The 25,953-nt window shown below is 69.0% G+C and carries 25 protein-coding genes, 1 pseudogene and 1 riboswitch; of the genes and pseudogenes, 12 read left to right on the forward strand and 14 right to left on the reverse strand.

Features of this window, described 5'->3' with window-relative positions; all coding sequences use genetic code 11:
* From EHW97_RS01630 to EHW97_RS01665, 8 genes are all read right to left on the reverse strand, one after another.
* Nucleotides 1-969: DUF222 domain-containing protein (locus EHW97_RS01630; RefSeq protein ID WP_124235433.1), on the reverse strand; the 969-nt coding region annotated here is incomplete at its 3' end.
* 356 nt (nucleotides 970-1,325) lie between these two features.
* Nucleotides 1,326-4,184, reverse strand: a complete 2,859-nt coding sequence (locus EHW97_RS01635; protein WP_124235434.1) for a heterodisulfide reductase-related iron-sulfur binding cluster — start codon at nucleotides 4,182-4,184, stop codon at nucleotides 1,326-1,328.
* 169 nt (nucleotides 4,185-4,353) lie between these two features.
* Nucleotides 4,354-5,526 carry an MFS transporter gene (locus EHW97_RS01640; RefSeq protein WP_208001820.1) on the reverse strand — a complete coding sequence of 391 codons (1,173 nt, stop codon included), beginning with the start codon at nucleotides 5,524-5,526 and terminating at the stop codon, nucleotides 4,354-4,356.
* A complete protein-coding gene (locus EHW97_RS01645; protein WP_208001821.1) occupies nucleotides 5,523-6,005 on the reverse strand; it encodes a nucleoside deaminase in 483 nt (160 codons plus the stop codon). The genes EHW97_RS01640 and EHW97_RS01645 overlap by 4 nt, the downstream gene beginning before the upstream one ends.
* 32 nt (nucleotides 6,006-6,037) lie before the next feature.
* Nucleotides 6,038-6,490 (reverse strand): GNAT family N-acetyltransferase, encoded by a 453-nt coding sequence (locus EHW97_RS01650; protein ID WP_124235435.1) that lies wholly within the window; start codon nucleotides 6,488-6,490, stop codon nucleotides 6,038-6,040.
* Nucleotides 6,487-7,032: an NUDIX hydrolase family protein gene (locus tag EHW97_RS01655; protein ID WP_124235436.1), complete on the reverse strand. Its 546-nt coding sequence runs from the start codon at nucleotides 7,030-7,032 to the stop codon at nucleotides 6,487-6,489. The genes EHW97_RS01650 and EHW97_RS01655 overlap by 4 nt, the downstream gene beginning before the upstream one ends.
* Before the next feature lie 26 nt (nucleotides 7,033-7,058).
* Complete coding sequence (locus tag EHW97_RS01660) at nucleotides 7,059-7,724, reverse strand: GOLPH3/VPS74 family protein (RefSeq protein ID WP_124235437.1); 666 nt, start codon at nucleotides 7,722-7,724, stop codon at nucleotides 7,059-7,061.
* Between the two features lie 9 nt (nucleotides 7,725-7,733).
* Complete coding sequence (locus tag EHW97_RS01665) at nucleotides 7,734-9,824, reverse strand: CocE/NonD family hydrolase (protein WP_124235438.1); 2,091 nt, start codon at nucleotides 9,822-9,824, stop codon at nucleotides 7,734-7,736.
* An 87-nt stretch (nucleotides 9,825-9,911) separates the two neighbouring features.
* Between EHW97_RS01665 and EHW97_RS01670 the strand changes: the two genes are divergently transcribed.
* The 5 genes from EHW97_RS01670 to EHW97_RS01690 all read left to right on the forward strand — a co-directional run bounded on the left by EHW97_RS01670 (nucleotide 9,912) and on the right by EHW97_RS01690 (nucleotide 14,855).
* A complete protein-coding gene (locus EHW97_RS01670) occupies nucleotides 9,912-10,295 on the forward strand; it encodes an ankyrin repeat domain-containing protein (RefSeq protein WP_124235439.1) in 384 nt (127 codons plus the stop codon).
* Nucleotides 10,296-10,404: 109 nt separating this feature from the next.
* Nucleotides 10,405-10,514: riboswitch (TPP riboswitch) on the forward strand.
* Nucleotides 10,504-11,115: an ECF transporter S component gene (locus EHW97_RS01675; protein WP_124235440.1), complete on the forward strand. Its 612-nt coding sequence runs from the start codon at nucleotides 10,504-10,506 to the stop codon at nucleotides 11,113-11,115. Its footprint overlaps the riboswitch before it by 11 nt.
* Nucleotides 11,116-11,120: 5 nt before the next feature.
* Complete coding sequence (locus EHW97_RS01680) at nucleotides 11,121-12,509, forward strand: ABC transporter ATP-binding protein (protein WP_124235441.1); 1,389 nt, start codon at nucleotides 11,121-11,123, stop codon at nucleotides 12,507-12,509.
* Entirely contained in the window at nucleotides 12,506-13,204 is a 699-nt protein-coding gene (locus EHW97_RS01685; RefSeq protein WP_124235442.1) for an energy-coupling factor transporter transmembrane component T family protein, read from the forward strand. The genes EHW97_RS01680 and EHW97_RS01685 overlap by 4 nt, the downstream gene beginning before the upstream one ends.
* Nucleotides 13,205-13,328: 124 nt before the next feature.
* Nucleotides 13,329-14,855, forward strand: a complete 1,527-nt coding sequence (locus EHW97_RS01690; RefSeq protein WP_124235443.1) for an OFA family MFS transporter — start codon at nucleotides 13,329-13,331, stop codon at nucleotides 14,853-14,855.
* A gap of 12 nt (nucleotides 14,856-14,867) precedes the next feature.
* Here the strand turns inward: EHW97_RS01690 and EHW97_RS01695 are convergent, their stop codons facing one another.
* The 3 genes from EHW97_RS01695 to typA form a co-directional block, all read right to left on the reverse strand.
* A complete protein-coding gene (locus tag EHW97_RS01695; RefSeq protein WP_124235444.1) occupies nucleotides 14,868-15,263 on the reverse strand; it encodes a tautomerase family protein in 396 nt (131 codons plus the stop codon).
* Nucleotides 15,264-15,331: 68 nt separating this feature from the next.
* Entirely contained in the window at nucleotides 15,332-15,637 is a 306-nt protein-coding gene (locus EHW97_RS01700) for a hypothetical protein (protein WP_124235445.1), read from the reverse strand.
* A 21-nt stretch (nucleotides 15,638-15,658) separates the two neighbouring features.
* Nucleotides 15,659-17,524, reverse strand: coding sequence for a translational GTPase TypA (gene typA / locus EHW97_RS01705; RefSeq protein WP_124235446.1), 1,866 nt, complete (start codon nucleotides 17,522-17,524; stop codon nucleotides 15,659-15,661).
* 90 nt (nucleotides 17,525-17,614) lie between these two features.
* Between typA and EHW97_RS01710 the strand changes: the two genes are divergently transcribed.
* From EHW97_RS01710 to EHW97_RS01730, 6 genes and pseudogenes are all read left to right on the forward strand, one after another.
* Nucleotides 17,615-17,962: a YciI family protein gene (locus EHW97_RS01710; protein WP_166367347.1), complete on the forward strand. Its 348-nt coding sequence runs from the start codon at nucleotides 17,615-17,617 to the stop codon at nucleotides 17,960-17,962.
* Nucleotides 17,963-17,973: 11 nt separating this feature from the next.
* Nucleotides 17,974-18,429 (forward strand): annotated as a pseudogene (locus EHW97_RS15915) (sigma factor); the annotation flags it as partial.
* A 68-nt stretch (nucleotides 18,430-18,497) separates the two neighbouring features.
* Nucleotides 18,498-18,842, forward strand: a complete 345-nt coding sequence (locus EHW97_RS15920) for a DUF6596 domain-containing protein (RefSeq protein ID WP_378079910.1) — start codon at nucleotides 18,498-18,500, stop codon at nucleotides 18,840-18,842.
* On the forward strand, nucleotides 18,776-19,192 hold the full coding sequence (locus EHW97_RS01720) for an RNA polymerase sigma factor (RefSeq protein WP_124235449.1): 417 nt from the start codon (nucleotides 18,776-18,778) through the stop codon (nucleotides 19,190-19,192). The genes EHW97_RS15920 and EHW97_RS01720 overlap by 67 nt, the downstream gene beginning before the upstream one ends.
* Before the next feature lie 172 nt (nucleotides 19,193-19,364).
* Complete coding sequence (locus EHW97_RS01725) at nucleotides 19,365-19,829, forward strand: MarR family winged helix-turn-helix transcriptional regulator (RefSeq protein ID WP_208001822.1); 465 nt, start codon at nucleotides 19,365-19,367, stop codon at nucleotides 19,827-19,829.
* Nucleotides 19,816-21,378: a DHA2 family efflux MFS transporter permease subunit gene (locus EHW97_RS01730; RefSeq protein WP_124235450.1), complete on the forward strand. Its 1,563-nt coding sequence runs from the start codon at nucleotides 19,816-19,818 to the stop codon at nucleotides 21,376-21,378. Before EHW97_RS01725 ends, EHW97_RS01730 begins: the two co-directional genes overlap by 14 nt.
* 54 nt (nucleotides 21,379-21,432) lie before the next feature.
* On the opposite strand, the gene EHW97_RS01735 is transcribed toward EHW97_RS01730, so the two are convergent.
* The 3 genes from EHW97_RS01735 to EHW97_RS01745 form a co-directional block, all read right to left on the reverse strand.
* On the reverse strand, nucleotides 21,433-23,166 hold the full coding sequence (locus EHW97_RS01735) for a BCCT family transporter (RefSeq protein ID WP_243696260.1): 1,734 nt from the start codon (nucleotides 23,164-23,166) through the stop codon (nucleotides 21,433-21,435).
* Nucleotides 23,167-23,245: 79 nt separating this feature from the next.
* On the reverse strand, nucleotides 23,246-24,013 hold the full coding sequence (locus EHW97_RS01740; RefSeq protein ID WP_124235452.1) for an SDR family NAD(P)-dependent oxidoreductase: 768 nt from the start codon (nucleotides 24,011-24,013) through the stop codon (nucleotides 23,246-23,248).
* A complete protein-coding gene (locus tag EHW97_RS01745) occupies nucleotides 24,010-24,903 on the reverse strand; it encodes a LysR family transcriptional regulator (protein WP_124235453.1) in 894 nt (297 codons plus the stop codon). The genes EHW97_RS01740 and EHW97_RS01745 overlap by 4 nt, the downstream gene beginning before the upstream one ends.
* Nucleotides 24,904-24,973: 70 nt before the next feature.
* On the opposite strand from EHW97_RS01745, the gene EHW97_RS01750 reads away from it, so the two are divergent.
* The gene (locus EHW97_RS01750; RefSeq protein WP_166367349.1) at nucleotides 24,974-25,915 is read left to right on the forward strand and encodes a YeiH family protein; all 942 of its coding nucleotides are present in this window, start codon (nucleotides 24,974-24,976) and stop codon (nucleotides 25,913-25,915) included.
* Nucleotides 25,916-25,953: the final 38 nt, after the last annotated feature.

Genomic DNA, 25,953 nt, shown 5'->3' on the forward strand with positions numbered 1-25,953 from the left:
GCATCCGGGGTATCTGCAGGTGCCGTCTCTGTAGCGGATGGCGTTTTTCAGGTGGTCCGGTGGTGAGTATCCGCGGTAGCTGGCGGCGAGAACATCGTCCTTGTCGTCGGTGGTGAGCCGGTACCAGAACGGGTTGCCGCTCGTGGCGAGTGTGCGGAGGATGTTCGCGGGGATGATCCAGTCGCGGTCGGCGCTGATCGCGGGCTGGTCGTCGATTCCTGCCAGGGTGGAGGCGGGAACCATCACGCCGATCGCCATGTTCGGGGTGCGTGCGGGTTCGTTGTCGGGGTCGATGTGGTCGAGCGCGTCGACGAGCAGGTCGGCGCGGCGCTGGTGCAGGGTCCGGTCGTCGTCACTCAGTGACCTCGCTGCGTGGTCGAGTCGCTGATCGATCCCAGCCAGGACATACGACGGGAGATTCTCGGCGTACAGGCTGCCGGTGCCGTCCTCATCGTGGTGGATGGTGACCGACCGCTCCGCGACGATGTCCTCGTAGCGCTTCTCGACCTCGTCGGGTTCGACGCGGGCGATGAACCGCTTCACCCACCGGCGCAGCTCACCGACGGTGTGCGTGGCCGCGAAAGCCACCGAACGTGCGTCCAAACGCGCGATCGAACGCTCTTTGGTCAACTTCCATGCGCCGTTCGCGAGCACTGACACCCGTGCGGCATCGAGGGCTCCTTCCGAGAAGGCTCTCCATACCGCGGGGAGGTCGTCGCGGGCGGTTTCCGCCTCGTGGATCCGGCTCGCAGCCTGGTGTTCGGACCACCCGTTCGCCTGCGCCATTACCGACCGGACGGCCGCGAGCGCGAGGTCCTGCTGCTGCGGCTCCACCTCCCGCTCGATCCGATCGCGTTCTGCGTCGAGGACCTTGAGGGTTGCCGACCAGACGCGGTACTCGGCGCGGGCACGCTCGACCTGCAGCACGCCCAACTCTGCGATGCGCTGGTCGCTCGTTTCCCCGATCATGTTCCTAATCTAGAGAAGGCCACCGACACTTTTCGCCCCTTGTGCACAGCGCCTGATCGGATGGTCGAGTAGGCCCGAGGAACGAGGGGCAATGGAGCCGTGGCAATGGGGGCGTAGCCGCCACGGAGCGAGACCACGTCACGCTGATGGTCTCGATACGCGGCTCGCAGAGCTCGCCGCTACTCGACCACCTAAACCGGACATAGGTGGTCGAGTAGGAGGTCGCTCAGCGACCGACGATCGAGACCACTGCGTCAACTGGTCTCACTCCGTGGCAACCGGGCCCGGGCTCGAGCGCCTCGCCCTGGGAATGGCGAAGGCCCCGCACTTTCGTGCGGGGCCTTCGCTGGTGCGGATCAGGACTTCTTGTCGTCGTCCTCGATGGCGTCGAGCTCTTCGTTGCGCTCGGCGGTCTCGTGGTCGGCGTGCGGGTCGCCCTCGTAGAGCTCCTCGGCCGGGGCGTCGTCGTTGTCCTTGGTGGCCGGGATCTCGGGCCGGTCGTCGTCGGCGTTGATGACCTCACCTTGCGGGTCGGTCGCGTCGCCGAACTCGGGCGCCGTCTGCTCGGGCTTGGGCTCCTCGGCTTCCTTGGTCACGGACTCGGCCTCCTCGTTGCTGGGCTCACTGGGCTCGGACTGCTCGGAAGCAGTCGCCTCAGCATCGTCCTCGGACTTCTCCTCCGCAACTTCGTCAGCCGAGACGACCTCGCCCTCGCCGGCCTCCTCGACCGTCTCGGTGCGGCCACCGTGGCCCTTGCCTTCCTCATCGACGGCGATGTTGCTCTCCGCCGCGATCTCGATGTCCTCCTGGCGGTCATGCGTGATCGGTTCGTTGAGGTCAGCCTTGTCGCCCTCGTCCGATTCGCCGGTCACGGTCGCCTTGGCACCCGCGCCGGCCTCCTCGGTGTCCGAGATGGTCGCGTCGTCGGCGCGGTCCTCGGCGTCGGGCTCCGCCTCCGTGGCCTTGTCCTCGTCGCCTCCACCGGTCGCCGCGGCAGCGGTGGCAGCCTCAGCCTCGCTCACCACGGCCTCGGTCTCCTCGGCCGTGGGTTCGCGCTTGACCGACGCGAGGAGCATCTGGGCGACGTCGAGCACCTCGACCTCGACCCGCGCCTCACCCGCGGCCTGCTTGGCCGTCAGACCGTCCGACAGCATCACGCGGCAGAACGGGCAGCCGACGGCGATCTGGTCGGCACCGGTCGCGATGGCTTCCTCGGTGCGGTTGATGTTGATGCGGGACCCGAGGGTCTCCTCCATCCACATGCGCGCGCCACCGGCGCCACAGCAGAACGACTTCTCGCTGTTGCGCGGCATCTCGGCGTACGTCGAACCGGGGATCGCGCCGAGCAGCTCGCGCGGGGGCTCGTAGACCTGGTTGTGGCGACCGAGGAAGCACGGGTCGTGGTAGGTGATCGTGTTCTGCGGTTCGCCTGCGGCCGGCGGGACCGGCTTGAGCTTGCCCTCACGCACGAGGCGGTTGAGCAGCTGCGTATGGTGCACGACCTCGAGCTCGACACCGAACTGCGCGTACTCGTTCTTCAGCGTATTGAAGCAGTGGGCGCAGGTGGAGACGACCTTCTTGACCTTGGTCTCCTTGAAGACCTCGGCGTTCTCCATCGCGAGCTGCATGAAGACGATCTCGTTGCCGGCGCGGCGAGCGGGATCACCCGAGCAGGTCTCGCCGTCACCCAGCACCGCGAAGTCGACGCCCGCGATGTTCAGCAGCTCGGCGACGGCCTGCGTGGTCTTCTTCGCACGGTCCTCGAAGGCGCCGGCGCAGCCGACCCAGAACAGCCAGTCGACCTCGTCGAGGCTCTCGACGTCGACGCCGACCTGCTTGACCTCGAAGTCGAGATCCTTGGCCCAGGCCATGCGGTCCTTGGGGTTCATGCCCCACGGGTTCCCCTTGCGCTCGAGGCCCTTGAAGATGTTGTTGAGCTCGGCGGGGAAGTTGGACTCGACGAGCACCTGGTAGCGGCGCATGTTGTCGATGTGGTCGACGTGCTCGATGTCGACGGGGCACTGCTGCACGCAGGCACCGCAGTTGGTGCAGGACCACAGCACGTCCGGATCGATGACGCCGAAGAGCTCCTCGCTACCGATGAGCGGACGTTCGAGCTCACGCTGCTGCACCTCGGTGAGCGTGTCGCCGTCCTGCTCGAGCAGCGGGATCTTGGCGTAGGCGTGCTCGCGCAGGCCCATGACGAGCAGCTTCGGGCTGAGCGGCTTCTCGGTGTTCCAAGCGGGGCACTGGCTCTGGCAGCGACCACACTCGGTGCACGTGGTGAAGTCGAGGATGCCCTTCCAGCTGAAGTCCTCGACCTTGCCGACACCGAGCTTCTCGAAGTCCTCTTCCTCGAGGTCCTCCATCTTCTCCATCGACAGCTGCTCGCCACCGAGGTACAGCGGGACGAGGCCGCCGAGCGCGACGTTCCCGTCGGACTCGCGCTTGAAGTAGATGTTGAACCACGCGGTGAAGCGGTGCCAGGCGACGCCCATCGTGATGTTGCGGGCCAGGACGGCCAGCCACACCATCGCCATGAGGATCTTGGCGAGGGCCACGACGACGATGACGTTCTCGGCGCCGGTCGCCGACAGGCCGCCGAACAAGGTCTCGCCGATCCAGCCGGTCAGCGGGAAGTGCGCGAGGTTCGCGTCCTCGGAGCCCTCAACCTGCAGCAGGCGGTACTCCGACGCGCGGATGAAGATGCCCGCGAGGCCCTCGCCGAGGATGATCAACTCGACGAAGTACGCCTGCCAGAAGGTCGAGCCGAAGAAGCGGCTCTGGCGCGCGAGGCGCTTGGGGTGGTGCTTCTGGCGATAGATGATGAGGTACGCGATGCCGATGACCGTCAGCCAGGACAGCGCCTCGGTGAGCCAGATGAACGGATACCAGGTGCCGATGATCGGCAGCATGAAGTGCGGGTTCCACACCTGGAAGTAACCGGTGAGAACGGCCGAGCTCAGGTAGATGAAGCCGGCGAACACCAGCCAGTGCATGATGCCGATCCAGGTCCACTGGAGCATGCGCGTGTGGCCGACGGTCTCCTTGAGCATCGTGGCCAGCCGCTTGCCCGGCTGATCGGTGCGTCCGACCGCGGGCTGGCCCGCGCGCATGACGCGGAGCATCTGATTGACGCCGACGACGGCCAGGTAAACCGCGACTGCGGTGACGGCAAGCGAGATCACTCCCGCGACGATCGAGACCGTGCTCATGGGATCCTCCGGATCGGACCGTACAGGTGGTGCTGAGACTAGTCGCCCGAATGCGGCCTATCTCACTAAGGCTGTCCATACCGGGCGAGTTCGTTCACGCGCTGGTCATGTTACCCGGGGGTAACGAGTGCGCCAGTCGCGGCCCGCGCTGAGGCCGCCGTCGCGCAGCTCAGTCCAGCGCTGCAACGTCCTCCGGAATGGCGGCGACGGCGAACGCGGCAACGACGGCGACGGCGCCGAAGGCCCAGCCGTAACCCGCTGCCGTGACGACGGCTCCGAGGACCGGTGGGACCGCTGCCGCGGTCAGGTACTGGCCGGTGTTCTGGATGCCGAAGGCCCGGCCCGACCAGAACGGACCCGCTCGCTCGGCGACGGCGGTGAAGGCGAGCCCGTTGTCGGCCACCGTGACGACGGTCGCCACGACCGCCAGCCCGATGCCGAGTGAGTTCCCTTCGAGCAGTCCGAGTCCGAGCATGACCGCCGCGGCGGCGATCGCCACCCACCGCATGGGCCGCAGCCGCGAGCCGAGACGGTCGGACCACCAGCCGACACCGATTCGTCCGCCGGCAGACAGCACATGCGTCACGGCGACGAGGGCGGAGGCGGCGGTCGTCGACCACCCGTGGGCGTCGATGAGCCACAGCAGCATGAACGTCCAGATGGCGTACTGGGGAACCACCAGCAGCGCCGAGGCGACGTGGATGCGCACGAGCGTGCGCTGGCCGCGGTAGGGGTTGTCGGGACGAGAACCGGAGAAGGCGGCGGGCCGTTCGGGTCGCGGCGGATCGACGATGGCGAGCGACGCGAGCGTCGCGACCGCCGCCGACGCCGTCACCGTGAGGATCGCCGGGCGGAGGCCGGCCGCGTCGACGACGTTCGGGACGAGCAACGCCGCCGCGCCCACACCCAGCGGCAGGGCGGTCTGGCGGATGCCCATGGCGAGCCCGCGGCGGCGCACCGGGAACCAGCCGACGACCAGCCGGCCGCTCGCTGCGTTGGTGCTGGCCGCGCCGAGACCGCAGAGGAAGAACCAGGCGCCGAGGGCGGTCAGCGAGCTGGTGGTGAAGGCGCCGGCCGCGCCGACCGTCACGAGCGAGAGCCCGGCCACCATCGCGAGACGTTCGCCGAAGCGGTCGACGACCGCACCCCACGCGACGAGACTCAGCATCGTGCCGACCGTGGGAGCGGCGGCGAGGGCTCCCGCGGACACCAGGCTGACGTCCTCGGTCAGGTGCAGATGCGGAATGAGGAAGGGTGGCGTGCTGACCACGAGCGTCCCGGCGAGCTGCCCGAACATGCCGACGGCCAGCATCAACCACGGGCTCGGCGCGGGTCGGGTCACGAGGAGGCGGCTTCGTGGAACGGGGCGAGCCCCTCCTCGCCGAGGACCGGTCCGGTCACGTCGATGTCGGCGTCGGCAGCCGCGATCACCTCGGCGCATCGCAGGGTGAAGCTGACAGGACTCGGGTAGATCGCACGGATGTCGGGGGCGGCGGCGCCGTAGACGACGCGGGACACCCGGGCCCAGGCCAGCGCGGCACTGCACATCGGGCAGGGCTCGCCGCTCGCGTACATCGTGGCTCCGAGAAGCGCGCCGCGATCGGTATCGGCGACGGCGCGGATCGCGTCGAGCTCGGCGTGCGAGGTCGGATCCCCGCTCTGCGCGAAGGCGTTCTGACCCGTGGCGAGCACGCGGCCATCAGCAGCGACGAGGACGGCAGCGAACGGGGAGTTGCCGGCGGCGAGGGTGTCCCAGGCGAGCCGCAGTGCGTGCTCCATGTGCTCGCGGTCGGCCGGTGTCAGGGTGTCGGGGACAGTCACGGGGCCACCCTACGATCGGCCGTCGCCGGGGCTCAGAGGTACTTCTTCATTCCGACGTGGCTGGCGGTGTAGCCGAGGCGCTCGTAGAAGCGGTGCGCGTCCTTGCGCTGCGCGTTCGACGTCAGCTGGATGCGCGCGACACCGCGTAAGCGCGCCTCGTCCTCGATGTACTGCATGAGTTCACCGCCGAGACCCTGACCGCGAAGGTGTGACGCCGTGCGGACGGATTCGACCTGGCAGTACAGCGCTCCGTTGCCGTTCAGCATCCGCATGTACGTCACCTGCGCCGTCACGACGACCACGCCGTCCAGCTCACCCACCAGGAGTCGCTGATGCGCGTCGCGGGTGATCTCGTCGAGCGCGGCCAGGAGTTCGGGGGTCGGCTCGGTGGGCTCGTCGGCGTAGTAGTGCATCGAGTCCTCGGCGGTGAGCGCGAGGATCGCGGGCAGATCGGCCGGGGTGGCGTCGCGGATGTGCAGCCTCATGGCAGGACACACAGGTGAGCGAGGGCCTGCTTGAGCAGGTGGCCGCGGCCGCCTTCGAGCTCGTTGAGGATGCCGGGCATCGCGGCGTCCTCGGGGGTGAGCCAGGTGAGTTCGAGGGCGTCCTGGCGCGGGTCGCACTCGCCCGTGACGGGCACGATGTAGGCCAGCGCGACGGCGTGCTGGCGCGCGTCGTACATCGGCGTGACGCCGGGAACCGGAAAGTACTCGGCGACCGTGAACGGCGTGATGGACGGCGGGACCTGCGGGAAGGCGGTCGGGCCGAGGTCCTTCTCGAGATTGCGGATCAGTGCGCCGCGGATCGATTCGCCGTGCAGTACCCGGCCTGACACGAGCGTGCGCGTGATCCCGCCGGTCTGTGCGGAGCCGCGGAGCAGGAGACCCACGTGCTCGACCTGACCGAGCGCGTCGACCCTGATGGGGACCGCCTCGACGTAGAGGATCGGCACGCGTGCTCGCGTCTCTTCGAGCTGGAACTCCGAGAGCCAGCCAGGATTCGGGTCAGGGGTGCGGACCGAAGGCATGGTGCCCATTGTGATCGATGAACGGTTCAGGAGCTGGCTGACGCCGCCGCAGCCGGCGCGATCATCGCCACCATGAGGGCAGCTTGCGCGCCTGCGATCGCGTCCTTGACCCCGGCGCTCGCCCAGTCACCCTCGCTGATCTTCTCGGCCGCCGCCTTCGCCTGCTTGCGCTCGTGCTTGTCGACGACGAGCTTGAGTTGATCGCTCGCGTGGAGCAGGCCGATCAGCGGTCCGGTGCGCTCGTCGGCCGGCTGACCCTGCAGGAGGGACGCACGTACTCGCGCGCGCAACTCCTCGCGTCCGGCCATGTCAACGACCTCATGACGCTGCAACGCGAAGCCGAGGAACTTCTCGTCCAGGGCGCGCATTTGACCGTTCTCGCAGAGACGTCGGTAGGCGTTCTTGATGCCGTTCTTGCCCATGCGGGTCACCGCATCGGCCGCTCTGCGCTTCTTGCCGTCGCGAATACGATCGAGTGCGGCGTCGATCTCCGGGTCGGGTACGGGTGCGCCATCCACCACGAAGACCTTCACCTTCTTCTTGCCGTGGGCCTCGACTCCGACGCGGCCCTCCTTGACGAGGTCGAGCAGGTGCGCTCCGCCGAGGATCGCGTCGTTGCTGGCGCTGTTGATCTGCAGCTTGTGACTGTTCGGGTCGGTCGCAATGAGGATGAGGTCGGTGGCGATGCCCATGACCGCAGCTTATGCCGACGGCGGCTCCTCAGGCCGGCGAAGTCGCAGGGCCAGGCCGCCGAGCACGAGCGCGACGGCGGCGAGGATCAGCACCCCGGACATCGGGGAGCCAGTGGCGGGCAGGAGCGCGTCGGCGACCCGTGCCGGCCAGCTCTTCTCGGACTCGGCGCCCGCGGCGACGGGGAGTCCCGCCGCGCCGCCCAGCGCGTCCTCGATCGCGCCGACGAGACCGGAGTCGTCAGCGCCGCCGGGCTCGCTCACCGGGGGCGCCTCGCCGGCGAGGTCGGGTACGACGAGTCGCGACGGATGCTCCGGCGAGTTGTGAATGGTCATCACGCCGAGCGCGCCCGGAAGCTGTTCGAGCGTCGGCGCGAGGTGCGGCAGGTCGAACGTCTGCACCGAGATCCGCAGCCGGTCGCCAGGGTTGATCACGGCACCGGTCGGGAACACCTCGACATCGACCGGCGTGATCTCGCCAGGCGCGCGCACGCGCCGCGAGTCGCGGGTGAACGGGTGCCACGGCTGCACGATCTCGTCGCCGAGCTTCACCGACTTCTCCTCGTCGAGAGCGGCGAGCGACATGACCTGCCAGCCGCCGGTCAGCCGCTCCACGCGCCCGTCGGGCTGGACCCGTGAGACATGCACCGAGAGCAGGCCGTCCCCGGTGGTGCTGGACGCGTACAACCGGGCGGCGATCGGTCCGAGCATGTGCAGGGGCTCAGTCAGCGGCTCGGTCTCGAACACCACGCCCAGCCGGTCGTTGAGTGCGTTGTCGGTGTTGCAAGGGTTGGGGAACGGGAACTGGTTGGTGATGCCCGCTGTCCACTGCGTCGCCGAGCGCGAGCACAGGCCGGCGAGCGCGATCGGCGCGATCGAGGAGCTGCCGTTCTCGATTTCCTCACGCTCGCTGAGCTTGCCGCCGCCGCTGATCGGGGCAGACGTACCCGAGAGGCGGAAGACCGAGACCGCCTGCTCGTCGAGATAGTCGTTGCGCTCGCGCCACTGGCCGGAGCCGAGTTCGTAGTAGGTGAAGTCGGCGATGTCGGCGTCGAGGGTCGGGTCGGGAAGGTCCTTGACGTAGCGGTCGAACCAGCGGAGCTGAAGCTCGTCGAGGGTGCCGTAGCCGGCTTCGACGATCTCCGCGCCGCTCGATCCCTGCAGGTGGTCCCAGGGGCCGAGGATCATCTTGACCGGCACGCCGCGCTCGTGGAGTTCCTCGAAGACGAGCGGGGTGCCGCGCTGGAAGAGGTCGTAGTGGCCGCCCACGAGGAACGTGGGGACGTCGATGTTGGGGACGGACCGGGTCAGCGTGGACCGCTCCTCGTAGAACGGTCCGTCGTAGGCCTGCTCGCCACCGACGAAGGCGTTCAGCAGCAGGCTCAGACTCGACGGGGTGGTGCCCAGGAGGTGTTGCAGGACGACCGCGATCGATTCGAGCGAGGTGCCGGGGATGATGCCGGTGACGTTGACGAGCCCGAGCCACAGCGGCATGAAGCCGACGTCCAGCTGGCCGCCCGAGGCGACGACGTCGCGGTAGACCTCGGCGCTCGGGACCTGCGGGAAGATCGCTTCCAGGCCCTCGGGCTGCTGGCCGGCGGCGAACAGCTGACTGATGCCCATGTAGGAGGCGCCGGACATGCCGACGGAACCGTCGCTCCAGGGTTGTTGCGCCGCCCACTCGACGACTTCCTTGGCGTCGAGCTGCTCGCGTTCGCCGAACACCTGCCAGACACCGGGGGAGTTGCCGGTGCCGCGCGCGTCGACGGTCAGCCGGACGTAGCCGCGTGAGACGAGGTAGTCGGCCTCGCCGCCGCCGAAGCCCGCCGCCGACAGTGCGCTCTTGTTGTACGCGGTGATGGTGACGACGACGGGAAGCGGCTCGTCGACGACGTCGCCGCTCTCGTCCACTGGCCGCACGATGTCACCGCGCAGTTCGAGCCCATCGGACATCTGGATCGCGACGTTGCTCTCTGTCACCGAGCTCGGATACTCCGCGGGACGCGGGCTCCACGACGAGCCGGGTGCGCTGGGTTCTGCCGGGGCCGCGGATGGCGCGAGCAGCAGACCGAGGGACAGGACGAGGGCGACGACGCGACGCATGACCACCTCCAGAGTCACTGTGACCAACGACACAGCGCTGCGGAAGTTACTGGAGGGTCACGAGCGAGACGCCCGTACGCTGGAACGGTGACTGAGGAACCCGATCCCCGACTCGTCGAACTGGCGCACCAACTGTTCGACCTCGCCCGCCAAGGCGACACCGAGCGCCTCGCCGCCTACGTCGACGCTGGCGCACCGGTCGACCTCACGGACGCGCAGGGCAACACGCTGCTGATGCTCGCGGCGTACCACGGGCACGCGGCGACCGTTCGGGCACTGGCCGAGCGCGGGGCGGACGTCAACCGACTCAACGACCGCGGGCAGAGCCCGCTGGCGGGTGCCGTGTTCAAGGGTGAGGACGACGTCGTCGCCGCGCTGCGTGAGCACGGAGCCGACCCCGACGCCGGAACTCCGTCCGCCCGCGCCACCGCCGAGATGTTCGGCCGTCACGACCTCCTCGCCGACGGCTGACGGATTACCAGGTTACGTAGGTTTTCCCTCACTCCTCCGGGTGAATTCACCCGGAGGAGTGCCAAAGAAGCTCGATCAGTCAGCGAATCTCCCCGCTGCTAGGGTGGAGAACACACGACAGGGGAGCGCCATGCAGAGGGCGCTGAGAGTGCGGAGAAGCCGCAGACCCTTGAACCTGCTCCGGTTAGCACCGGCGAAGGGAGTCACGATGAGTTCTGCAACCCGTCCTACCCTCGATCTGCGGTATCGCACGATCGATCTCGTCACCATCGCCACCCTCGGCGTCGCCTTCGGCGTCGTGTTCTGGGCGTGGGGCAAGCTCTACGAGCCGCTCAGCAACCTCGCGCTGTTCGCGTTCCCGCCGTCCTCGGCGCTGCTCGGCGGCGTGTGGTTGATGGCCGGGGTCGTCGGCGGTCTGATCGTCCGCAAACCGGGCGCCGCGTTCGCCACGGAGTTCATCGCCGCGGCCGTCTCGACGCTGATCGTCGGCGGCACGCAGTGGGGCTTCAGCGTGTTCGCCTCTGGCTTCTTCCAGGGCCTCGGCGCCGAGCTGATCTTCCTCGCGTTCTTCTACCGCCGTTTCGGTCTCGTCGTCGCCGCGGCGGCGGGTGCGCTCTCGGCCGCCTTCGAGTCCGTCTACGAGTGGTACTCCTACTACTCCGACTGGAGCTTCGGCTACCAGCTCGCGCACCTCGGTTTCTTCGTGGTGTCCGGCATCGTCGTCGCCGGCGTCGGGGGCTGGGCGCTGACCCGCGCGCTCGCCACCGCGGGGGTGCTCGACTCCTTCGCGGCCGGCCGCGAAACCACCACGGAGGTCTAGCCGCCATGCGCTCCGGCGCGATCAGTTTCCGGGGCTTCACCTGGCGGCCAGTCGGCCGAAAGAACCCCACGATCGCCGGGCTCGACCTCCACATCGAGCCCGGCGAGCGGGTGCTGCTCGTCGGCCCGAGTGGCAGCGGCAAGTCGACGATCCTCCACGCGGCGGCGGGCGCGCTCGGCACGACGATCTCCGGTGAGGCGACGGGCGACGTCAGCGTCGACGGCCGACTCGGCCTGGTGCTGCAGAACCCCGCCGACGCGATCGTGGCCGAGCGGATCGGCCGTGATGTCGCCTTCGGTCCGGAGAACCTCGGGTTGCCGCGCGACGAGATCTGGCGGCGCGTCGACGCAGCCCTGGCTGCGGTGCGGCTGGACTACCCGCGCGACCACCTCACCTCGGCGCTGTCGGGAGGCGAACAACAGCGGCTGGTGCTCGCCGGGGTACTGGCGACCGAGCCCGATGTGGTGCTGCTCGACGAGCCCACCTCGATGCTCGACGCGGTCGCGGCCGAGCGGGCTCGCGACGCCGTGCTGGCCGCCGTGGGCGACAGGACGCTCGTCGTGGTCGAGCACCGGTTCGAGCCGTGGCTCGACCACGTCGACCGCGTGGTCGCGCTCGATCCTGGGGGCGTGGTCGGCTTCGACGGATCGGTGGCGGAGTTCCTCGCCTCGGGCGGTCGGCCCAGGCTGTGGATGCCCGGTGCCCCACCGCCCACGCCCATCGAGATCCCCGCCGAGTTCGTGTCGCCCGCAGTTGTCCCCGAAGCCGTCGACGCGTCCGACGTCGTCCTCACCACGCGGATGATCCGCGGCACACGCCGGCACCGTGCGCTCTCCGGCTTCACCGCGCGACTCGCTCCCGGCACGACCACGGCGATCACCGGTCCGAGTGGTGCCGGCAAGTCGACCGCTTTGCTCGCGATGACCGGCCTCGTCCGCGTGTCCGGCGGAACGGTGACGCCGGACCGCACGCGGATGCGGTCGCGAGAGCTGGCGCGGGAGGTCGGGTGGGTGCCGCAGAACCCCGAGCTGGGGTTCCTGACGACGAGCGTGCGCGAGGAGGTCGAACGCACGGCGAGTGTGCTCGGCGTCGAGGTGGAAGCCGACGAGCTGCTCGCGCTCGTCGGCCTGGAGCGGTTCGCTCCCTCGCACCCGTATCGCCTGTCCGGGGGAGAACAACGGCGGCTCGCGATGATCAGCGCTCTCGCGCATCGCCCGGGCTTCGTCGCGCTCGACGAGCCGACCGTCGGACAGGACCGCGACACCTGGGCGGTCGTGACCGGTTGGTACACCGCGGCCGCGCGAGCGGGTGCGGTCGTCGCTCTGGCCACGCACGACCCCGACGCGCCTCGCGACGTGGAGATCGCCGTGGGTGAGGCGGTGACGGCGACATGAGGACGCTGATCACCCGGGTCAACCCCCTCGTGCTGTTGTCGGTGGGCGCGTTCTCGCTCATCGGGTCCTTCGCGGTCCGTTCACTGCCGGTCGCCGCTGTGACGATCGGCCTCTACGCGCTGGCCGCCCTGATCTTCCTACCCACGTGGCGCTACCCGCTCGCGTGCCTGGCGTTCTCCGGGTTCGCGGCCGTCACGATCGTCTACTCGACGTGGCGGCTCGGCGGGCAGAACACCGAGGTCGCCGCCGTGGCGGGCCTGCGGATCCTGGTGCTGGCGTGGCCAGGCTCGGTGATGGTCGGGTTCATCGACCCTGGGCGTCTTTCCGACTACGCTGCGCAGACGCTTCGCCTCCCGGCCCGCGGAGTCGCGGCGTTCTCCGCGGCGCTGCAGCGGTTCAGCGGCTTCGCGCAGACGTGGGAGTCGCTGGAACGCACCCGACGAGCTCGCGGCGTCGCGCCCGGCCGTCACCCCGTCGGGCAGGTGAAGCACAGCGGGTCGATGGCCTTCGCTCTCCTCGTCCAGGCCATGCGGGGAGCGTCCTCCTCGTCCATCGCGATGGACGCACGGGGCTTCGCCGACGCCCGCGGCCGCACCTGGGCCGAGCCGGCAACGTGGTCTCGAATGGACCTCGCCGGGCTAGCGCTGGCTGCAGCGCTCGGTGCTGTGCCGATCGTCTGCTTCTTCGCAATCTGAGACTGCCAGGCGAACAGCACGGCATCTGACACAGCCCCATCCACTCAACAAGTCGCTGCGCACATCGCTCTCCACGTTTAGGCTGAGACCCGCGTCACGTTCATGCTGATACAGGGGGAAGCGCATGTCGCTTGCAGTGCTCGACCGGGAACGCACCGTCGCCAAGCCGGGGTTCAACCGATGGCTGATCCCACCGGCGGCGCTGGCCGTCCATCTCTGTATCGGCCAGGTGTACGCGACGAGTGTCTACAAGGCGTCGCTGGTCGAGCACTTCGACGTCTCGCTCACGCAAGTCGGCATCGTCTTCTCGATCGCGATCGTGATGCTGGGTCTGTCGGCCGCAGTGTTCGGCACGTGGGTGGACACCGGCGGACCGCGGCGCGCCATGGTGGCGGCCGCCGTCTGCTGGTCGGTCGGCTTCCTCGTGGGTGCGCTCGGCATCTTCACCGGGCAGCTGTGGTTGCTGTATCTCGGCTACGGCGTCATCGGAGGTATCGGTCTCGGCATCGGGTACATCTCCCCGGTCTCCACGCTCATCAAGTGGTTCCCCGACCGTCCCGGGCTCGCCACCGGCATGGCGATCATGGGCTTCGGTGGTGGTGCGATGATCGCCAGCCCGCTGTCGCGCAACCTCCTCGATCTCTACGACCCGGCGATGGAGGAGGGCGTCGCGTCCGGCAGCGCCGTCGGCAAGCTGTTCCTCACTCTCGGCGTGGCGTACTTGATCGTGATGCTGTTCGGCGCCTGGCTGGTGCGCGTGCCCGCTCCCGGCTGGCGGCCGGAGGGATTCGATCCCAGCACCGTCAAGAGCAAGGCCCTCGTCACCACCGAGAGCGTGTCCGCGAACAACGCGGTCAAGACGCCGCAGTTCTGGCTGCTGTGGATCGTGCTGTTCTGCAACGTCACCGCCGGCATCGGCATCCTCGAGCAGGCCGCGCCGATGATCCAGGACTTCTTCCGTGAAGGCGACTCGTCCACGGTCGCCGCCTCCGCTGCCGCCGGCTTCGTCGGGTTCCTGTCGCTGTGCAACATGGCCGGACGCTTCGTCTGGTCGTCGACGTCGGACGTCATCGGCCGCAAGAACATCTACATCGTCTACCTCGGCCTCGGGGTCGTCCTCTACGCCACCCTCGCCTTCGGCGGTTCCGCCTCGGTGCTGCTGTTCGCACTGCTCGCGGGCGTGATCCTCAGCTTCTACGGCGGCGGATTCGCCACCATCCCCGCGTATCTGCGTGACCTGTTCGGCACCTTCCAGGTCGGCGCGATCCACGGCCGGCTGCTGACCGCGTGGTCGGCAGCCGGCGTGGCGGGGCCGCTCATCATCAACGGCTTCCTCGACGCCCGCGGCGAGCCCGGTGCCCTCACCGCAGCCGACTATCGACCCGCGCTCCTGACGATGGTCGGCGTGCTGGTGGTCGGATTCCTCGCGAACATCCTGGTGCGGCCGGTCGCCGACAAGTTCCACGAACCGCGCGAGAAGGCGGGGACCGAGCCGACGGCCGACGATGCACCGGTCGAGGCCGAGGCCGGGCCCGAGTCGACCGCGCAGACGGCCACGACCCCGTTGCTGGTCGTGGCCTGGGCGGTCGTCGGCATCCCGCTCGCCTACGGCGTCATCCAGACCGTCCGCACCGCGGCCAGCCTGTTCTGAGGGCGACCGTGGTCACACGGTGACGTCGAAACCGAGATCGACGTCGCTCGCTGCGCGCCCTCCGCGGACGCCCCAGTTCTCGACGGGGCTCTCGCGAAGGACGATCGAGACGTGATCGCCCGGGATGCCGAGTTCCGTCAAGCGGTCGACGATCGCCGCATACAGGTGCCGCTTGGCGTCGAGTGAGCGACCCGTGAAGCAGTCGATGCTGACGAGCGTCGCGAACTCGGGCTCGTGGAGATGGGGCGGGCACGCGAAACGATGCGGCTCGTGAACCACGAGGCGGACATGCTTGTCGTGCGCCGGGATCTGAAAGGCCTCGACGAGCGCGCCGTGGACGGCGTCGATGATGGCGGCTTCCTCGTCCTCGGACCAGCGACGGCGAACTTCGATGAGCGCGTGGGGCATGGCCGGAGTGTAGTCAGCGCTTCCGTTGGGGAGGGCGACGCCGACCCGTGCGGGAACCCGCCGCCGTTTCAGTCGGTGTTCTGCACCGCGAAGTCCGTGCCTTGGCCGGGGTCGGTCGAGCCGCTCCCGTTGTCCGGCAGGAACGAGCCGAGGAAGAAGCACACGGTCAGACCCGCGAGCACGTACCCCACGATCAAGGCCGGATGCCCCGCCTCCACGCCGAGCACCAACGCGACCGCGCCGGCGATCGCCAGCGCCACGAAGAGACATCCGAGCACGAACCGGTAGATCGCCATGCCGCTGTAGCGCGGCGCGTCGCCGACGCGGTACGTCGACTGCTCAGGTTCCCGGTGAAATCCGGCGTCGCGAGTCATCGCGGCCAGACTAGCCCGAGGTCAGCCCCGCTTGCGGGCGGCGCGGGCGCGCTCGCCCGAATCGAGGATGACCTTGCGGATGCGCACGGCCGACGGCGTGATCTCCACGCACTCGTCCTCGCGGCAGAACTCCAGCGACTGCTCGAGCGACAACTTCTTCGGCGGGATCAGCTTCTCGAAGTTGTCGGCCGTCGACGAGCGCACGTTCGTCTGCTTCTTCTCCTTGGTGATGTTGACGTCCATGTCGTCATCACGGGAGTTCTCGCCGACGATCATGCCCTCGTACACCTCGGTGCCCGGGTCGATGAAGAGCGTGCCGCGCTCCTGCAGGCTGGTCATCGCGTACGACGACGCCGCACCAGCGCGGTCGGCGACCAGCGATCCCGACGGGCGCGTCGAGATCTCGCCGTGCCACGGCTCGTAGCCCTCGAACACGTGGTGGGCGATGCCGGTGCCGCGGGTGTCGGTGAGGAACTCGGTGCGGAAGCCGATCAGACCGCGCGACGGCACCAGGAACTCCATCCGGACCCAGCCCGTGCCGTGGTTGATCATCTGCTCCATGCGGCCCTTGCGGACGGCCAGCAGCTGCGTGACGGTGCCGAGGTACTCCTCGGGCGTGTCGATCGTCAGCCGCTCGACGGGCTCGTGCAGCTTGCCGTCGATCTGCTTGGTGACCACCTGCGGCTTGCCGACGGTCAGCTCGTAGCCCTCGCGGCGCATCTGCTCGACGAGGATCGCCAGCGCGAGCTCGCCACGACCCTGGACCTCCCACGCGTCGGGACGGTCGGTGGGCAGCACACGGATCGACACGTTGCCGATCAGCTCGTTGTCCAGGCGGTCCTTCACGAGGCGGGCGGTGACCTTGGTGCCCTTCTCGCGGCCGGCGAGCGGCGAGGTGTTGGTGCCGATCGTCATCGAGATCGCCGGCTCGTCGACGGTGATGAGCGGCAACGCGATCGGGTTGTCGGGGTCGGCGAGCGTCTCGCCGATCATGATGTCGGACATGCCGGCGATGGCGACGATGTCGCCGGGTCCTGCCTGCTCGCCGGGCTTACGCTCGAGCGCCTCGGTGATGAGCAGCTCGGTGACCTTGACCCGCTCGACCGAACCGTCGCGCTTCATCCACGCGACCTGCTGGCCCTTCTTCAGCACGCCGTTCTTGACGCGCACGAGGGCGAGGCGGCCGAGGAACGGCGAGGAGTCGAGGTTGGTGACGTGCGCCTGCAGCGGGGCGTCAGCGTCGTACTCGGGGGCCGGGACGTGCTCCATGATCGTCTGGAACAGCGGGATGAGGTTGTCGTTGTCCGGCAGGCCACCGTCGGCCGGCTGCTCGAGCGAAGCGCGGCCGGCCTTCGCCGAGGCGTACACGACGGGGAAGTCGAGTGCGTCGTCGTCGGCGTCCTCGGGCAGCAGATCCATGAAGAGGTCGTACGTCTCGTTGACGACCTCGGCGATCCGCGCGTCAGGACGGTCGACCTTGTTGACGACGAGGATGACCGGCATCTTCGCGCTGAGCGCCTTGCGCAGCACGAAGCGCGTCTGCGGCAGCGGGCCCTCGGAGGCGTCGACCAGCAGCACGACCGCGTCGACCATCGACAGACCGCGCTCCACCTCGCCGCCGAAGTCGGCGTGGCCGGGGGTGTCGATGATGTTGATCGTGACGCCGCCGTCCGACCCCGGTCCCTGGTAGCGGACCGCGGTGTTCTTGGCGAGGATCGTGATCCCCTTCTCGCGTTCGAGGTCGCCCGAGTCCATCACCCGCTCGGTGACCTCCTCGTGCTCCGCGTACGCGCCCTGCTGCTGGAGCATGGCGTCGACGAGGGTGGTCTTGCCATGGTCGACGTGGGCGACGATGGCGACGTTACGAAGGTCAGAGCGTGTGGGCACCGGGAAATCCTATGCGAAGTGTCGAAATTCCCGTCCTCGGTCCGTCATCGTGGTGACCAACGATGGAAGGACAACCATGGCCACGAGTACTTGATCAACCTCCCCGGCGACGAGGACGTCTGGGAGCAGATGAGTCCCGAAGAACGCGAGAAGGTGTTCGACCGGCACCGGGAGTTCTCCGAGCAGCTCACCGCCCGAGGCCACGAAATCACTGGTGGCGCGGAACTCGAGCACTCCAAGCACGCCAAAGTCGTCCGGCCGGAGGGCTCCGGTCACGTCGTCACCGACGGTCCGTTCGCCGAGACCACCGAGCAGCTCAGTGGTTTCTACATCGTGGCGACGGACGATCTCGATGACCTGCTCGATGTGTGCAAGCTCATGACCTTCGACGGCGGCGCGGTCGAGGTACGGCGGTTGCTGGACGCGCCGGAGTCGTGACCGCCGACGAGGTGATCGAGGAGTCGTGGCGCGAGCACCGGCCGCGACTCCTCGCTCTCCTCACCGCACGATTCGAACGGGTCGACCTCGCCGAGGACGCGTTGGCGGAGGCGTTCGCGAAAGCCGCCCGACTCTGGGGGACCGACGGGGTGCCCGCCTCGCCGGTCGCGTGGCTGCACCGGGTCGCCCAGCGCGAAGTGATCGACCGGCTGCGCAGCGAGGCGAGCGCCCACCGGGCAGCAGCAAGGATCGCGGAGGACCTCACGCACCGGGCCGAGGCCGGTGAACCTCGGCTCGAGGCCGTCCCCGACGACATGCTGCGGTTGGTCTTCCTGGCCTGTCACCCGGCGCTTCCCCCGCATGCCCAGACCGCCCTGGCCTTGCGCTGGGTGCTGGCGGTGCCGACCACGGAGATCGCGCGGCTGTTCGCCGTCGCGCCCGCCGCGATGTCGGCACGCCTCACCCGAGCCCGGCAACGCGCCGCTGCGGAGCCCACGCGTTCGAGCTGCCCACCGGGTCCGCGCTCGACGACCGCGTGGAGGGAGTCCTCCGCACCGCTCACCTGTTCTTCACGTCCGGGTATGCCCCGTCCGAGGGCGATCTGGCGGTACGTCCGGAGGTCTGCGCCGAGGCGATCCGGCTCGTCGCCGTCATCGACGACCTCCCGCCCGGGCGTACCGACGTGCAGGCGCTGCGATCACTCCTGGAACTGCAGCACGCGCGGCGGGACGCACGGGCGGACGCGGCGGGGACCTCGTGCTGCTCGCCGAACAAGACCGTCGGCGCTGGCGGCACGATGAAATCGACGGCGCCATGGAGCGACTGCTGGCCCTCGACCCAGCCGCCGGCTTCGCCGAGGAACTGCGTCTTCAGGCGCTGATCGCGGCCGTCCACGCGGTGGCGCTCAGCACCGAGGAGACGGACTGGCCGTTGGCGCTCACGTTCTACGACCGCCTGCTCGCCATGAGCGGGGACGACCCGGTGATCCGGCTCAACCGTGCCGTCGCCGTCGCCCGCGTGAATGGCGCCAAGCACGCTCTGGCTGAACTCGACGGTCTCGACCCGCGGGACCACCGGACGGCTGGCGCTCTCGCCGAACTCCATGCCGAGGCCGGGAACTTGGCGCACGCCCGGAGGTTGTTCGCCTCCGCTGCCGACTGGTGCGCCTGCGCGCCGGTCCGGCGTCACTACCGGCGGCGCCGCGACTCGATGACGCAGGTGGTCGAGTAGCGACCGAGCGCCAGCGAGCGACCGTATCGAGACGGGTCGACGTGGTCTCGGTACGCGGCTCGTTCCTCGCCGCTACTCGACCACCTAGGGGAACTGCTCGCCGCTTTCCGGACGTTGCGCTGTGGCAACGATCACGGAGACGCAATAGTTGCAGTAGCGTTAGTATTCTGGGGTGACGTCCTCAGACCCGCGCTCGGCCGCTTTCGCCGATCTCGAGACCTTCCTCGGCCGGGTCTTCATCAACGCCGAGTCGGAGGCCTACGAGGTCTTCCTCGCCATGGACCTGTCGTTCTCGCAGGCCCGCACCCTGTTCACGCTCGCGCAGACCGACGGACCGCTCGCCATCGGGGACATCGCCAAGCTGGTGTCGCTCTCGGTCGCGGCCGCCGGCCGTAACGTCGACCAGCTCGTCAAGCTCGGGCTCGTCGAGCGCACCGAGTGCGACCAGGACCGACGGGTCAAGATCGTCGCCCTCACCAACAAGGGCGTCGAACTCGCCCGTGCGCACCTCGACGCCAAGCGCGACTCCGTGCGCCACATGCTCAACCGACTCGACCTCGATCAGTGCGAGCGCCTCAGCGAGGCCCTCGCGCCCTTGCTCGCCCTCACGAAAGAGGACCTGAATGACCAGCACTGAGCTGCCCGACTACCCCGAGAAGATCGACGCCGCCGTCCTCAAGGTCGCCGGCGTCGTCGTCCTCGGCTCGATCATGTCGATCCTCGACATCACCGTCGTCAACGTCGCGCTGCCGACGTTCATGACCGACCTCGACGTCCAGAACTACTCCACCGTGGCCTGGACCGTCACCGCCTACACGCTCGCGCTCGCGACCGTCATCCCGCTGACCGGCTGGGCCGCCGACCGCTTCGGCACCAAGCGGCTCTACCTGCTCGCCCTCGCGCTGTTCACCGCCGGCTCCGTGCTGTGCGCCGCGGCGCAGAGCATCGAGGCGCTCATCGCGTTCCGCGTGGTGCAGGGGCTCGGCGGCGGCATGCTCATGCCGCTCGGCATGACGATCATGACCCGAGCGGCCGGCCCGCAGCGGATGGGCCGCCTCATGGCGATCCTCGGTGTGCCGATGCTGCTGGGCCCGATCCTCGGCCCCATCCTCGGCGGCTGGCTCATCGATCACGCCACGTGGCACTGGATCTTCCTCATCAACTTGCCGCTCGGCGTCGTCGCACTCGTGTACGCGTGGATCATCCTGCCGAAGGACACCCCGCAGCCCGGTGAGTCGTTCGACTTCCTCGGCATGCTGATGATGTCGCCCGGTCTCGCGCTGTTCCTCTACGGCGTCTCGTCCATCCCCGACGAGGGCACGATGGCCGCTCCCAAGGTGTGGGCCACGATGCTCGCCGGCGGCCTGCTGGTGCTCGCGTTCATCGCGTACTCCTTCAAGCCCCAGCACCCGCTGCTGGACCTGCGCCTGTTCCGCAACTACAACCTGTCGATCTCGACGCTCACGATGTTCCTGTTCGCGGCCGCGTTCTTCGGCGGGCTGCTGCTCGTGCCGACGTACTTCCAGCAGGTGCGGATGGAGACGCCGTTCGACGCCGGGCTCCTGGTCGCCCCGCAGGGCATCGGCGCGATGCTGACGATGCCGATCGCCGGCGCCCTCGTCGACCGCTTCCCGGTCGGACGCATCGTGCCGGTCGGCCTCGCGCTGATCTGCGCCGGCATGTTCGGTCTCACCCGGATCGAGGCGGACACACCGTACCCGTACCTCATCGGCGTCCTGTTCGTCATGGGTCTCGGCATGGGCTCGACGATGATGCCGCTCATGACGTCCGCGCTGCGCACGCTCACCAACCACGAAGTCGCTCGCGGCTCGACGCTGCTCAACATCACCCAGCAGATCGCCAGCTCGGTCGGCGTCGCGATCATCTCGGTCGTGCTGACCAACCAGCAGAAGGACTCCGACGCCGTGTCCGCGGCGCAGGCACTCGCCGAGGCCGAGCGGGCGGGTGAGCAGCCGCCGGCCGCCGTGCTGCAGTACGTCCAGTCGGTCGGCGATCAGTTCGAGAAGCTGGTGTCGCAGGAGGCCGCGTCGGCCTTCGCGCACAGCTTCTGGATCGCGTTCGCGCTGTGCGTGGTGACGTTCGTCGCGACGCTCTTCCTGCCCAAGAAGCGCGAGGCGAGCCACCTGCTCGACGACGAGGGCAAACCGCCGGTCGTCATCCACTGATCGACGAACCGACGACGAGGCCCCGGCGCTGCTGAGCACCGGGGCCTCGTGCTGTCAGCGGGACGTGCCGCCGTTCGTGTCGGTGTCGGTGTGCTCGGCGTCGTACTCGTCGATCGCGCTCGAGATGCGTTCGTCGACCTGCTCGCCGAAGTGGTCCTCGAAGTTCTCCGAGATGGTGTCCACCACCTGCGACGTCACCGCGGGGGTCATCCGCTCGGTGAGCTCGAGCTGCCACTCCCGCTCACGGGCCCGCCGGCTGAGTCGCCGGATCTCCCGATACTCGCTCTTGAGCGCCTTGTAGGTGGCGAAGCACATCGCGATCATGATGACGCTGAACGGCACCGCGGTCAGGATCGCTCCCGTCTGCAACGCGACGAGCCCGCCCGCCAGCAGCAGACCGATCGCCACCAGACCCTCGATGGACGACCACAGGATGCGGCTCCACGTCGGAGGCTCCGGGTGTCCGCCGTGACTCAGCATGTCGACGACCAGCGAGCCGGAGTCCGACGAGGTGACGAAGAAGATGACGATCATGATGATCGCGACACCCGAGAGCAGGCCGCTGGCGGGAAGATTCTCGAGCATCTGGAACAGGGCGTTCTCGCTCGTGACACTGCCGTCCGGGTTGGTGAGGTCCTGGCCGTTCATCTGCTGGTAGATGGCACTGCCGCCCATGACCGTGAACCAGGCCATCGTGACCAGAACCGGCACGAGCATCACGCCGGCGACGAACTCGCGCACGGTGCGGCCGCGGGAGATCCGCGCGATGAACAGGCCGACGAACGGCGACCACGAGATCCACCAGCCCCAGTAGAACGTCGTCCACGCGGCCTGCCACTCGATGCCCGCCTCGCCGGTCAGCGCGCTCGTGTTGAAGCTCAGCGGCACGAGGTTGAACAGGTAGTTGCCGATGTTCTGCACGAAGTCGCGCAGCAGGAACAGGGTCGGTCCCAGCGCCAGAATCGCCACGAGGAAGACGCCCGCGAGTCCGAGGTTCGCGTTGGAGAGCCATTTGATGCCGCGGCCCACGCCGCTGACGACGGAGAGCGTCGCGACGGCGGTGACGCCGATGATCAGGGCCACGAGGTGCCAGTCGAGCGCCTCGTCGATGACGCCGAGGCTCACGAGGCCGGCGGAGATCTGCTGGACACCGAGGCCGAGCGAGGTGGCGACACCGGCGACGGTGCCGACGATGGCGGCGACGTCGATGATGTCGCCGGCCCAGCCCTTCACACGGTCGCCCAGTACCGGTTCCAGCGCCCACCGCAGCGAGACCGGACGGCCCTTGCGGTGGATCGCGTAGGCCATCGCGAGGCCGACGACGACGTAGATCGCCCACGCGTGGAAGCCCCAGTGCAAGAACACCTGGGACATCGCCGAGTTCACGAGCTGTCCCTCCGAGCCGGTGACGCCCGGCTTGGGGTCGACGAAGAAGGTGAGGGGTTCAGCCGCTCCCCAGAAGACCAGGCCGATGCCCATGCCGGCGGCGAAGAGCATCGAGAACCAGGCGAAGATGCCGAATTCGGGTTCGTCCTCATCCTTGCCGAGCACGATGTCGCCGAACCTGCCGACCCCCATCCAGATCGCGAAGATGACGAATCCCGAGACGATCAGGACGTAGTACCAGCCGAGGCCGCGCACGACGGTGTCCTGCAGGGTCGTGAGGGCCGTCTCCGTCGCGGAAGGGAACGCGACGCTGAGGGCGACGACCACGGCGAGGAAGCCGAGGGCCGGGTAGAAGACACCGCGCCGAAGATGGGCGGAGCCGTCGGTCGTGATTGCTGGCACGTGGATCTCCTTGGGTCAGAAGTAATTGCCAGCCCACCACTGTGTCAGCGCCGCCCAAGAGGCGCAAAGTGAGTGATGCTCAGGAGCGGGGAGCGAGCGGCCCTCGGGCCACCTTGTGCGAGGCCGCCTGCGCGACCGGCTTGATGACGAGGAAGTCGATGTCGACGTGCGCCGGTCGCGAGGCGATCCAGGCGATGGCGTCCGCGACGTCGTCGGCCGACAGCGGGTTCTCGACACCCTCGTAGACCTGGTCGGCGCGGTCCCGATCCCCGCGGAACCGGGTGAGCGAGAACTCCTCCGTCTGCACCATGCCCGGCGCCACCTCGCTGATCCGCACCGGTTCGCCGTTGAGCTCGAGCCGCAGCGTCTCGGTCATCACGGCGAGGCCGTGCTTGGCGGCGGTGTAGCCGCCACCGCCCTCGTAGGCGTGGTGGCCGGCGATCGACCCGACGTTGACGATCGTGCCCGTGCCCGACGCCGCTCGGCGCAGCGCCGGAAGCAGTGCGCGCGTGACGTTCAAGGTGCCGATGACGTTGATGTCGTACATGCGCCGCCAGTCTTCGGGGTCGGCCTCGTCGACCCGCTCGAGGCCGATGGCACCGCCGGCGTTGTTGACGAGGAGGTCCAGCGAGGGGCCCACCGCGTCGGCCAACGCCGCGACCGCCTCGGTGTCGGTGACGTCGCAGGTCACCGCGGACCCGCCGATCTCGGACGCGAGCGCCGTGATGCGCTCGGTGCGGCGAGCCGCGCAGACGACGCGGTACCCCTGGGCGGCGAGGGCGCGGGCGGTGGCGGCGCCGATGCCGCTGCTGGCACCGGTCACGACGGCGAGGGGCTGGGTGCTCATGGCCTCATCGTCGCAGAGCCCGCCGTGGCGATCGCGACGAGTGCCTCCGCGGTGCGGGACAGCCGCCGTTCGCGCGACCACACGACGCTCAAGGGGCGTCGGGCGTCCACTATCGTCGCCACAGGGACGACATCGCCGTTCTGCACGGCCGCGATGACGGCGCGCTCGGCCACCACTCCGGGCGCGATACCGGCGATGACCGCTCCCACGAGGCTCGCCGTCGAACTCGCCTCCATCGCGACCTGAGGACTGGCGCCGAGCGCAGCCTCGAAGGTGCGACGTGTGCCGCTCCCGGGCTCGCGGAGGACGAGCGGTTCCTGCGCGAGCTCGTCCCGGTCGACCGGCCGGTCACGTCGCGCCCACGCGTGAGACGGGTGCGCTACTACGGCCAGTGCGTCCTCACCGACCTTGCGCACCGCGAGGTCGGATGGAAGGTCCGGCGTCTCGATGAAGCCGAGGTCCGCGGTCCCCTCGCGCACCCGGTCGACCACGGCAGCGCTGTTGACCACCATCAGCTGAGGCGTGGCGGCCTGGTACCGGGCGCGCAGCTCGCCGAGCCAGCGCGGCACGAGGTAGCCGGCGACGGTCAGGCTCGCGGCGACGCGCAAGTCGCGATCGTGCCGGCCTCGCAGCGCTTCGAGACCCGCCTGCAGCGCCGCCACCCGCTCGAACGCGGCGCGTCCCCAGCCGGCGACCGCTCGCCCCTCGTCAGTGAGTTGGGACCCGCGAGCCGACCGTTCCACCAGCGTCAGGCCCCAGCGCGCCTCCATCGCGCGCAATCGCGCGCTCGCGGCAGGCTGAGTGATGCCGAGCCGGCGGGCAGCAGCTCCGATGCTGCCGTACTCGTCCACCGCGACGAGGACTTCGGCTCCTTCGAGGTCGGGGGTCATCAATCCAGTTTATGACCCGTTCCCGATCCGGCGTCTACTCAGCGGGCGCGTGCGCCGGGAGGGTGGAGACATGTCGGTGTCAGTCACCCGGAGTGCCGTGCTCCTGTCCGCGATCGTCGCGGCGGGTGCGCTGGCGACGGGTTGGCCGGTGAGCCCGCTGGTGGTCGCGCTCGTCGCCGGGATCGTCGTCGCGCATCTGCCGCACCGACCAGAAGGCGTGGACGGGCTGGGGCGAGACGCGTTGCGGCTGGGTGTCGTGCTGCTGGGATTGCGGCTCTCCCTCGGTCAGCTGGCCGATCTCGGGCAGACGGGACTGCTGATCGTGGCCGTGACCGTGGCGGTGACGTACTCCGCGACCCGGTCGATCGGCCGTCGCCTCGGGCTCGACGACGATCTCGTCACGCTCATCGCGGTCGGCTTCTCGATCTGCGGCGCGGCGGCGATCGCCGGGGTTCAGGACGTCGTCCGCGCGCGGAGCGCAGTGGTCGCCCAAGCGGTCGCGATGGTGACGATCTTCGGCTCGGTGATGATCGTCGCGGTGCCGGTCACGGCGAGCGTGATCGGACTCGACGCACGGGAAACGGCCGTATGGGCCGGCGCGAGCATCCACGAAGTGGCGCAGGTCGTCGCCGCGAGCGCCGCGGCTGCGCCGGCAGCGGTCGGCGTCGCGGTCACCGTCAAACTCGCCCGCGTCGTGCTGCTCGCCCCGATGTCGCTGGTCGTCGGGGCGGGCCGAAGCGACGCCGGCGACGGCCGCCCACGGGTTCCCTGGTTCGTCCTCGGATTCCTAGGTGCTGTGGCCGTCCGAAGCGCCGGGCTCCTCGACGGGGCCGTGCTGTCCGGGGGCGATCGCCTGGCGACAGGACTGCTTGCCGCCGGGATGTTCGCCCTCGGAACGACCGTTCACCTCCGCACCCTCACCCGGGGGACCGGACGGCTGCTCGTGCTCGCCGCGGCCAGCACCGTCGTGGCTGCCGGGGTGTCCCTGTCGCTGGTCTCGGTGCTCCTGTGAGGCGGACGTCGCGTTGCCCGCTGGGACGCATGCGGGAG

The organism is Aeromicrobium camelliae, assembly GCF_003850045.1.
Lineage (GTDB): Bacteria > Actinomycetota > Actinomycetes > Propionibacteriales > Nocardioidaceae > Aeromicrobium > Aeromicrobium camelliae.